Origin of the sequence: Idiomarina xiamenensis 10-D-4 (assembly GCF_000299895.1) — a bacterium.
GTDB lineage: Bacteria > Pseudomonadota > Gammaproteobacteria > Enterobacterales > Alteromonadaceae > Idiomarina > Idiomarina xiamenensis.
Genome location: NZ_AMRG01000016.1, coordinates 54,040 through 64,078 on the forward strand (window position 1 = coordinate 54,040; position 10,039 = coordinate 64,078).

The window sequence follows — 10,039 nt, forward strand, 5'->3', positions numbered from 1 at the left end:
CTTATCCTTATTCGTCAATCAGTTCGCCGACCGCATAGTCGCGTTGAGCCGGACGCCCGAGCAAATCCCATAAACGATGCGGCGACATGCCAGCACGACTACGGCAAGTAGTCAGGTGCGCAGCATCGATAGTTTGTCCCGCGCTGAGCGCTTGCGCGCACACCAAAACCTGCCGAGCCAGCGCCCGCGTATCCCATTCACACGCTTGCGGTAACTTACGAGGTTGACCGATGGCACTGGATACCTGTCGGATCATGGCGACCATTTGCGTCAGCTGGTCGGCCTCTATTGAGGCTTGGTGGTCAGGACCCGGTAAACTACGATCGACGGTAAAATGTTTCTCGATAACTCGTGCGCCGCGCGCCGCTGCGGCCACTGACACCGCAATGCCCGCCGAATGGTCAGAATACCCTACCGCACAGCCGAACGCCTGCGCTAGTTGATCCATTGCCGCCAAGTGAATGGCTTCATCGGGAGCCGGATATTGCGAAGTACAATGTAGTAAGGTGATCTGTTGTCGTACCCACTGTTGCGCCTCGGGCTGACACCAGTATTGCCAGATAACCTCGCTACTCTGCGGTAAACCGCTATGATTAGCGCCCCACGCTAGCGTCGCTAACGCCTGTTCGATTTCACTGAGAAAGGCCATACCGGTCGAGACCATCAGCGGCAAGCCACTGCGCGCATAGGCCAACAGTAACGGTGCATTAGTCAACTCGCCAGAAGGCACCTTGATACGCGTTATCGAGAGCGCTAGCAAATGCTGCAGGCTATCGCTGTCAAAGGCTGTCGATAAAAAGTCGATACCGAGTCGTTGCGCTCGCTGTTGCAAAGGCTGGTGCCAGGCTAATGGCAATTCCAAAGCCTTGAGCATGTCACGCTGCGACACTTGTTGCTGCATATTTTGGCGTTGGTAGGCGGCTTGTTGTGCTTGCTCAGCGGCCAGCTTTTCGGCGTTAAAGGTCTGAAACTTGACCGCGTCGGCGCCGGCGGCTGCGGCAACGTCAATCAATTGTTCTGCCAGGTGTAAATCACCGTTATGATTTACGCCAGCCTCGGCAATGATATAAACCGCTGAATTAGCCATCATAAAATCCTAGTGCTATGGAGCTCGGTTGAGTTAATTGCTGACAAATTTTGGCGGCACTATCACCACCACCATAGGGTAACGCACAGTTCGCGGTAAGCCGTTGATGGGTATCACTGAGCGCCTGCTCAACCGCCTGTCGGATGGAATCAGTATCGCTATTACAATGTAGCACCGATGCTGCCGCTATACGCCCAGCTTGACGTTGACCCACATTAACCACCGCTTTGCGTAGCGCCGATACTTCAATGATAGCGCTGGATGAATTACCTAACACCAACGCGCAATGGCGAATGGCATTGACATAATGACGCATACCCAAGCTGGGTACTAAGCACAAGCGCTGATCGTTATCACGATGACGCCCAGCCGCCTGCTCTAACTGTGCAATAATCGCCTGATGGCCGGCATCGCCATTCGGGTAGGTAAACAACACATCGTAATCGCTAAAGGCGGCCAGCGCGTCCAAAATGTGCGCGGTCACGGCAGCCGGTTGCTCTGCTGTACTGGCCGTCGCCGGATGATAAGTAGCGAGGATAAAAGGCCGTTCTCGTAAGCCCCAATGCACACAAAAAGCATCGCGTTCAATCAGTTCGGTATGTAACACGTTATCGACACCCAAGGCGCCAACGTCAAACACCCGCTGTGGTGACTTACCCATGGCAATGATGCGTTGCCGATGCTGCTGATTGGACGCAAAGTGATAACTGGCTAGCTGTGTGATGGCATGCCGTATGCCATCGTCCAACGCGCCCGCAGTGACTTCGCCACCATGAATATGGGCGATGGGTATGCGTAAAAAGTAGGCGGCCTGAGCAGCCGCTAACGCTTCATAGCGATCCCCCAGTATCACCAACACCTCGCTACGCAAGCGTTGTAGGGTCTCGCTCAGGGCTGGCAAAGCGGCGCCCATACTGCGCACTACGTCACGTTCATCAGCGACCCGTTGAAAAGGTATTTGCGCACTTACGGTAAAACCGTCTGCGCTGATCTGCCGCTGGGTATCGCCTAGCTGGCTATCAAAGTGATACCCCGAAGCCAGTAACTGTAAGGTTAGTGTCGATTCAGCACTGATCGCACGTAGCAATGGCGTAAGTAAACCGTAGTCGGCTCGGCCGCCGGTAAATACCGCAATACGTTTAGTCGTCATCGGTCGCCACCCCAGCGCGTACGCTACTGGGTAGATTGACCAAGCGCTGTGCCAGCCACTCGGTCTGACTTAAATCACCGTGCGCTTGCTGTTGATACATCGCCAACTGATGCATCGGCCGCCACACCGGCCGCGCTTGAATACCGGCCTGCTGACAACCGCTCAATAGTGCATCCCGGGCGCTAAGGTCGCGGCACAAGACGGTGTTTAGCCAGTAGTTACTTTTGCCGTAACTGGGCTCGGCGATAAACTGATAGGGGCTGTCGCTGAGCAGCTGTTGATATGCCTCGGCAGTAGCGCGCTTATCGGCTAAAAAACGTGGTAAATGACGCATTTGTGCGTGCCCCAAGGCGGCATTTAGATTCGGCAGTCGGTAGTTATAAGCCACTTGGTCGTGTACGAATTCGTAAGCGTGTGGCTGCTTGGCGGTGGTTGTTAAATGCTTGGCCTGACGCATCTGCTCGGTATCACCTAACACCATGCCACCACCGCCACAGGTGATGACTTTATTACCGTTAAAACTAAACGCCGCTAACGGCGCTAAGCCACCACATGGACGGCCCCGATAAGATGAGCCCAGCGCTTCGGCGGCATCTTCGAGCAACAGTATCCGCCACTGCTGACAAACGCTTTGCAGTGCGTCCATATCGCACGGGTGACCGTATGTATGCATCGGCACACAAGCACGAATTGGACGTCCCGACTCACGCTGACGACAGATGCCGTGATCGTCAATCAGCGCCTGCTCAGCCAGCCATTCGGCTAACGCTGTCGCACTCATGCCCAAACTTTCGCGCTCAACATCGATAAATACCGGGTCGGCCTGGCAGTAACGAATCGCGTTACAGGTGGCGACAAAAGTTAATGCCTGTGTCAGCACCAAATCCCCCGCTTCAACACCGGCGATCAATAATGCAGTGTGCAAAGCGGCAGTACCATTAACGGTGGCAACCGCCGCAGGCCGCTGGCAGTGGTCGGCCAGCTGTCGTTCGAAGAAATCGACGTAACGACCCACGCTGGATACAAAGGTAGAGTCGATGGTATCCAGCACCGCGCTGCGCTCTTGGCTGCCAAACTGTGGGGCATGCAAGGGAATGACGCTGTCATCGCTAACGCCGTAATGAGCACGAATATGGTCGGTTAATTGTTTCAGAAAAGCCATACCGAATTCCTATACGTTATATTGGTCGGCTTTGTAACGCGCCAGATGTTGCGGCTGGCTGAACCAGTCGATGGTTTGCTGCAAGCCCTGCGCTAACGAATGCTGTGGTTGCCAGTCACTCAAACTGCGCAGCTTTTGATTATCGCCCCAGAGTCGGAAAACCTCGGATGACGCAGGCCTTAGCCGTTGTTCATCGGTAATAAACTCAACCGGACTGCGCATCAACTGTTTGATCAACGCTAGCGTATCGGCCACAGAAATTTCGTCATTACTGGCGATATTGATAGTTTCACCAACCACCTGATGACCGGCTTCGGCTAAAGCGATAAAGCCGGCACAGGTATCAGCCACATAGTTAAAGTCGCGGGTGGGCGACACATCACCTAATTCAATTCGTTCACGGCCAGCCGCGATTTGAATAATAATAGACGGAATAACCGCTCGCGCCGATTGTCGCGGACCATAGGTATTGAAGGGTCTGGCAATCGTAACCGGTAATTGAAACGCGTTAAAATAACTCAGCGCCATCGCGTCGGCGGCAATTTTTGATGCGCTATACGGCGATTGTGGTTGGCTGGGATGCTGTTCGTCTATCGGCACATAACGCGCGGTTCCATAAATCTCGCTGGTTGAGGTTTGAATAAAGCGTTTCACGCCCTGTTTGAGCGCGGCCTGACACATATTCAACGTGCCGTTAACGTTGGTTTCGACATAGCTATTCGGCGCTTGGTAAGAGTATGGGATGGCAATTAGTGCGGCCAAATGAAAAACGACATCGATGTCGGCACAAATGTTATCGCATAGGAATGGGTCACGCACATCTCCGGCGATAACTTCCATCTCTTTAGCCAACGGACTGCTGTCTAACCAGCCCCAACTGTTAAACGAGTTGTACTGCACCAAGGCTCGAACCTGATAGCCTCGCTGCACCAGCAGTTCGGCCAAGTGTGAACCGATAAAACCATCGGCGCCGGTGACCAATACCCGTCGGTTTACTGAAGTCTTCACTGCTTATGCTCCTTGCCAGCCCCAATCACATTTCATTTGCCAACGCTGAGGAAAGTCCTCACGCATAGCCTGTAAATAATCGTCCCATAAGGTTAACGCGCGTTTAAAGGCCTGCAAACAGCGCTGCGGATCGTCAAAACTATACAGCAAGGTCATCATCGGGCACTGAAAGTACAGTAGTACGCCCTCTAACACGTAGTGTAAATGACTCAACTGTGAGCGGCGGTGCGAATACAAGTAGCGAGATTGACGACGCATTAACTCGAGTGCTTGCTCGGCATCAGCCACTGGCTCGCGGCACAAGGCCTGTAAATGCTCACAAATTTGGTCAAATTGCGACAACTGTAAATAAGGTTTCATGTCGTCAATTTGGCGTGGAGTAAAGCTGTGCTGTTTTATCCAACTCACCACTTGCTGCTTATTTGGCGCCCGCGTATCAACCAGAATCATTTCTGGCTGCAATGGCTTCGCACCCTCGATTCGAGCGCCACTACCGACGTTATAGCAGTCGACTTTAGCAAAGCGCTGCAGGCTGAGTAAGCGTTTCATTTGTGCACATGACATCGCCAGCAAATCGCTGGACATCACCTCGCCACCAAAATTACCGGGCAAGCGATGACGAGCTTTGGGCTGTACAAATTTATCTTTTAATCCCTTCTCGTAATAAAAGCTACTTTTTGCGTGCTGGCTGGCTTCATCTTTATAGCCGTTGTCGACACCCATCAAGTAAACCTGACTAAAACCCATGTGCAAGGCGAACGATAGCGCCGTGTTCGAGACCATCGGATTACACGACGACAAATACGTGATGGGTTGGTTAGCACCTAGCCATGAGGCAATTTTCCATAGCTCTGAGCCCGCCTCTACCGGTTTTGCCGCCATACCAACCCAATCATAAAGGTCAATAACATCGGGATAAATGACGTTAAGGGTGAGTAGACTGATTGATTTATAGTCTTCTGGCTGCATGGTTTGCAGCAAAATATCGTAAGTCGTTTTGGGGCGCTCGACCAAACAATGAAAATCGGGCTTGATACCCATTTTTAGCAGCGTTTTTAACGCCGATCCAGCGGCAATAATCACCACTTGGTCTTGTATCTCGGCCAACACTTCAGCAGCTTCGTCTAGCGACGGGCCATTGCCGACCACCACCACTGGGTAATCTGGGTAGGCGCTGCTTAACGGCTGTTGGTCGACCAGCATATTAACGCCGTGCTGCAAATTTAACGTGGTATGCGCCAAGCTGGTGGTGGCATCGTTATAAAAACCGTAACCACCATGTAATTCGTGCATGCGCTGTGTAAACGAGGTGACTAACGCTTGGGTATCTTCGGACGGATAGTGTGCATAACAAAAGGTTTTCACTAACGAGAAGGCACCGATGTCTTGGCTGATTTGCCATAAGTCGTCGAAAAACTGACGATAATCACTGCCAATATGCAAAAACAAGCAGCCATTTTGTTCATTAACGGTGTCGATCACGGCCGCCCAATCGATACAGAACAAGCTGCAATAAAAAAGATTAAAATCAGGTTCAACGATATTCAGATAGTCAAATTGCACTTGCTCGAGTAACAACGGAATATGATAGCCCAAACCCACGCCAAAAATTACCGCCGACGGAAACCGTGTCGGTAACTGCGCTAAAGGCTCTAAACGCCCTGCCTCATCGACAATTTGTCCGAGCCGGCGAGTAAACTGCGAGTGTAAGCGGTGATCGTCGGCAGGCGCCTTGGCAAAGCCACTAAAATCGACGTGGCTAATAATCGGCTGTTGCAGCTGCTGTTTTACTTGGGCGGCGATTTGCTTACCCGGCTCTAACCCATATAGTGGCGCGCCATTTGCGGTTAACGCGACATTCGCATAGCCACTTTCGGTAACGTGCAGCGCTAAAGGGGTATCGCTTTGATACTGTTCTATCGCTTTAGCAATATCGGGGAAGTACTGATGAAAGGCCGCTAAGTTACGCTCAAACCGAGGTTCAGCCTCGGCGGCGAATGCCTGCTCGCGTTCAACGCTACGTTGCGCTTGGTGTAAGGCTTGCTGCGCCTGATTAAGCAATTGTTCCAGTGTTGCCATAATACCGCGGTACCGTTTTTAAACTTAAACTCTGTAGACTATAAGTTATCGGCTGGAAACGGAACAACTGTATGACTAAATCACAGTTGTTCGCGGTATTTATTGATTTGCTTGCGGGATTTTTGCAGTTGGGTTAAATCGTCAGCGCTACTATCACGGTCTGCTCGCTTACTTTGAATCAGTCGATCAAGCGTATCGGCAACTTGTGCTAGCAATGCTTGGTGCGCTAACGGCTGAAATTCAGGATCGGCAAAGCAGTCACGCAACGCGCTATCCAGCGCGCGCGCATGTTTAGTGGCTTGTGCATCATCGTCTTCGGGCACTTGCTGTAAACGGTCGAGTTCGGCTTTAACGTCGGCTATCGCCATATTTAAGCGCCACTCGCTTGCTGTTGCATTTGCGTCATCGCGACTTCGCGTTCGGTCATCGGAATCGCATCCCAAGCTGATTTAATTTGTTTTAACAGCTTAGCAACTTCATCGATGATCTCAACGTCGTTCTTTAACGACGCTTCGGTCAAACGGTCATACATGTATAGGTATAAGTTATCGAGGTTTTCCGACACTTCGCCGCCAACCTCCATATTCAGGCTACTGCGTAACGACTCAATGATCGCCGATGCCTTACTCAAGTGCACACTCTTCTTTTCTAAATCTTTGCGTTGAATGGCACCCTTGGCGTAACTCATGTTTTCCAACGCACCCGCCATTAGCAACTGCACCAGTTGATAAGGGTCGGCGCCTGCTACGCGTGAACGTAGAGAATCCTGAGTGTAACCCTTGAGTTTGTTGTTATACATCGTGCTGCCCCTTTTACCTTATACCACTGAATACATCTCACCGTGACCGCTTAGTCACTGGCGACTATTTCTTACTGCCAAAGCCCGGTAGGCTCGCTAACTGTTGCGTCAAATAGTCGCTAGTGCTTTGCATTTGCGACACTAATACATCTAACGCCGTGTACTTTTCGCGTAACTGAGCTTCTAGCTGCTCCATGCGATATTTATGCGCCTCACGATCATCGGCGATACCACGTAAGCGTTCATCCAGCGAATCTTCGCGCTGCGAAATGACACCACCAGAACCGAGGTAATTACCCAGCATTTCTTCAAACTTGCTACCGATACCCTCGTCACTTGAGAACACTTTAGCAAACGATGCAAAGTCGTCATCCATGGCTTCGTTGACACTACGCACCACGTTTTCGCGTTGCAACTTACCGTCTTTATCCAAGCTCAAGCCCAAATCAAACAAGTTATTAAATTTGCCCGAATCGGTCACTTCGCTAGACAACGCGATAACCATCTGCTGTTGCAGCCCACGCATTGAGGCATCGCCATTTAACGCGGCCGAAGCACCGGTATTTTTATTGAAAGCGGTAGCTTGGTTGATAATATCGACCACACCATTATAAGCCGCAACAAACTCATCAATTAACTTATCGACACCCTCACGGTCATGAGAAATATCGACCGTCGCCGATTCACCCTCAGCGGTGACTTTTTTGGCGATGATAGTCGAACCCTCAATGACGTCTGCGAAGGTGTTTGACGAATTGGTCGCAGTAATACCATCAATGCTGATAATAGCATCGCGCGCTTTGTCGGCGTCGGCAATCGTCAAACCACCGGCACTACCATCGGCGGCGGTGGTGCTCATACCATCAAAGTCGGCATTGTTACTGGTCACTTCTAAATCGTTACCAGCGCCGGTCAAGCTTGAACTGAACACCACTTTGGCTTCGGAGCCCGTATTAATGATGTTCATCGACACGCCGAAGTTATCGCCGGTCATATCGTTCACCCGGCGGCGCACTTGTTCTAGCGTTTCTCCTGCACTGATGTCGACCGAAAAACTCTTATCACCGGCGCTAAATGTCAACGTCGCGTCGCTATCGGAGACTACCTGATCCGATGTTGCAAACGCGCCTGCAGCCGAAATCGCACGGCTACCCTGAGCCAACTGTTGCACCTCGACGCTAAACTGACCGACAGAAGAGTCAGCAGTACTCGTGAAGGCAATAGCGTCGCCGGAAGCGGGTTGAGTAATGTTTGAGGTACGTCGATAAAATTCATCAGCGTCGGCCAGTTTATCGACCACACTTTGAAATTTTGACAGCTGCGATTTCACCGCACCCAGCGCCGACAGCTCCACTTCATAGCGGCTCTGCGCCTCGTTAAAGCGTTTCACTTTTGGCTGGTTGGCCGCCGCGACTGTCGATGTGATCAGGTCTTCTAACGGGAGGTTAGAGCCGATACCTGCAAATGAAGGCATAATATCCTCCTACTCAAACTTGTTTGTCGAACAAAATGCCCGACCGGTTATGACTGTTATCGGCATACTCTTCGATAGCTTTAGCAATTCGTTGCACCACTTCCGAAGGAATTTGCCGGATTTCTTGTCCGCTATCCTTGTCCACCACTTTCACGATGGGCGGATCGCCGCGTTCTTCAAATACGAACTGTAAGCTGGTTTGGCGAATGGTCGAACTTTGGTTTAACGCCTCAACCGCTTGTTGCACAGTAGTTATATCACTCGTACTCGCACTTTCACTGGCTGCTTGCTGGTCTGCCAGTGGTTGCTGTAACTGATTATCGATGGTCGCCACTAATTGCTTATTGGCGCTTACGGCTGGGCTTGGCACCACTGCTTGCGCATTAGCAGGTGCGCCATCTGCGCGCAGCGCGGACGTCGATAACGTTAGTCCTGAATCTAATTGTAAATTTGCCATAATTGTACCTTTCACAAGAAATACCGAACACCAGCCGGACTTTCACATGTAGGTTATCGGCAACTCAGATAAAGACTTTAGCAAAAAAAGTAAAAAAAAACCGAAAGGTTGCCCTTTCGGTTTTTTAGCCGTGTTAAGACGCCAATTACTGGCGAACTTATTTAGCCTAACAGCTGTAACGCTGCTTGTGGACGCTGGTTAGCCTGCGCCAAAATGGTAGTACTGGCTTGTTGCAGGATCTGCGCCTGAGTTAACTTAGCAGTTTCTTCAGCAAAGTCAGCGTCTTTAATACGCGAGTTCGCTGCTTCTAAGTTCTCAGAAATGTTCGACTGGTTACGAATAGTCGATTGGAACCGGTTTTGCACCGCACCCAGCTCGGCACGCTTTTTATCGGTCGATTGGAAACGGTTCTGCACCGCACCCAGCTCGGCACGCTTTTTATCAACCACAGCAATCAGTGAATCCATACCCGCCAACACCGCTTGCGCGTTGTCTTGCGTTGATACCGAAATGGTGCTGGCGACAAAGTTCGCCGCAAAGCTTAAGGTACCTGATGCAGTACCGGCTAAACCACTGAGTGTGTTGCCAGTCACGCCTGACGCCACGCTAGCGATACCCGATAAGGTAAAGCCGCCGTCGGTTGCCACTGAGTTAGCGGTGCCACCTACGTTGGCCATACTAAAGCTGATGGTTTGGTTAGCGTCAGCACCGACCTGGAAGCTCGCTTCATAGGTACCGTCCAATAAGTTCTGACCACCGAAAGTGGTGTCAGAGGCAATACGGTTAACCTCATCCATCATGACGCGGATTTCTTCTTGAATCG

At 51.2% G+C, this 10,039-nt stretch carries 10 protein-coding genes; all 10 read right to left on the bottom strand.

The annotated features are described in order from the left end of the window. Positions 1-7: 7 nt before the first annotated feature. Entirely contained in the window at positions 8-1,090 is a 1,083-nt protein-coding gene (neuB, locus tag A10D4_RS11435) for an N-acetylneuraminate synthase (RefSeq protein ID WP_237738546.1), read from the bottom strand. Beyond that, entirely contained in the window at positions 1,080-2,237 is a 1,158-nt protein-coding gene (gene neuC / locus A10D4_RS11440) for a UDP-N-acetylglucosamine 2-epimerase (protein WP_008489677.1), read from the bottom strand. Before neuC ends, neuB begins: the two co-directional genes overlap by 11 nt. Then, complete coding sequence (locus tag A10D4_RS11445; RefSeq protein WP_008489678.1) at positions 2,227-3,399, bottom strand: LegC family aminotransferase; 1,173 nt, start codon at positions 3,397-3,399, stop codon at positions 2,227-2,229. Before A10D4_RS11445 ends, neuC begins: the two co-directional genes overlap by 11 nt. Positions 3,400-3,408: 9 nt before the next feature. Continuing rightward, positions 3,409-4,407, bottom strand: coding sequence for an NAD-dependent 4,6-dehydratase LegB (locus A10D4_RS11450; RefSeq protein ID WP_008489682.1), 999 nt, complete (start codon positions 4,405-4,407; stop codon positions 3,409-3,411). A gap of 3 nt (positions 4,408-4,410) precedes the next feature. After that, entirely contained in the window at positions 4,411-6,486 is a 2,076-nt protein-coding gene (locus A10D4_RS11455; RefSeq protein WP_008489683.1) for a motility associated factor glycosyltransferase family protein, read from the bottom strand. Positions 6,487-6,566: 80 nt separating this feature from the next. After that, positions 6,567-6,854, bottom strand: a complete 288-nt coding sequence (locus A10D4_RS11460) for a hypothetical protein (RefSeq protein WP_008489684.1) — start codon at positions 6,852-6,854, stop codon at positions 6,567-6,569. Positions 6,855-6,856: 2 nt separating this feature from the next. Next, entirely contained in the window at positions 6,857-7,285 is a 429-nt protein-coding gene (gene fliS, locus A10D4_RS11465) for a flagellar export chaperone FliS (protein WP_008489685.1), read from the bottom strand. Between the two features lie 64 nt (positions 7,286-7,349). Further along, positions 7,350-8,759 carry a flagellar filament capping protein FliD gene (fliD, locus tag A10D4_RS11470; protein WP_008489686.1) on the bottom strand — a complete coding sequence of 470 codons (1,410 nt, stop codon included), beginning with the start codon at positions 8,757-8,759 and terminating at the stop codon, positions 7,350-7,352. A 13-nt stretch (positions 8,760-8,772) separates the two neighbouring features. Next, positions 8,773-9,216 (bottom strand): flagellar protein FlaG, encoded by a 444-nt coding sequence (locus tag A10D4_RS11475; RefSeq protein ID WP_008489687.1) that lies wholly within the window; start codon positions 9,214-9,216, stop codon positions 8,773-8,775. Between the two features lie 161 nt (positions 9,217-9,377). Beyond that, the coding region (locus A10D4_RS11480) for a flagellin (RefSeq protein WP_040502917.1) at positions 9,378-10,039 on the bottom strand (662 nt) is incomplete at its 5' end.

Excerpts from the sequence above, each read along its gene's own strand:
- fliS (WP_008489685.1), bottom strand. The coding sequence starts at position 7,285 with ATGTATAACAACAAACTCAAGGGTTACACTCAGGATTCTCTACGTTCA.
- A10D4_RS11445 (WP_008489678.1), bottom strand. The coding sequence starts at position 3,399 with ATGGCTTTTCTGAAACAATTAACCGACCATATTCGTGCTCATTACGGC.
- A10D4_RS11475 (WP_008489687.1), bottom strand. The coding sequence starts at position 9,216 with ATGGCAAATTTACAATTAGATTCAGGACTAACGTTATCGACGTCCGCG.
- A10D4_RS11455 (WP_008489683.1), bottom strand. The coding sequence starts at position 6,486 with ATGGCAACACTGGAACAATTGCTTAATCAGGCGCAGCAAGCCTTACAC.
- fliD (WP_008489686.1), bottom strand. The coding sequence starts at position 8,759 with ATGCCTTCATTTGCAGGTATCGGCTCTAACCTCCCGTTAGAAGACCTG.
- neuC (WP_008489677.1), bottom strand. The coding sequence starts at position 2,237 with ATGACGACTAAACGTATTGCGGTATTTACCGGCGGCCGAGCCGACTAC.
- neuB (WP_237738546.1), bottom strand. The coding sequence starts at position 1,090 with ATGATGGCTAATTCAGCGGTTTATATCATTGCCGAGGCTGGCGTAAAT.
- A10D4_RS11460 (WP_008489684.1), bottom strand. The coding sequence starts at position 6,854 with ATGGCGATAGCCGACGTTAAAGCCGAACTCGACCGTTTACAGCAAGTG.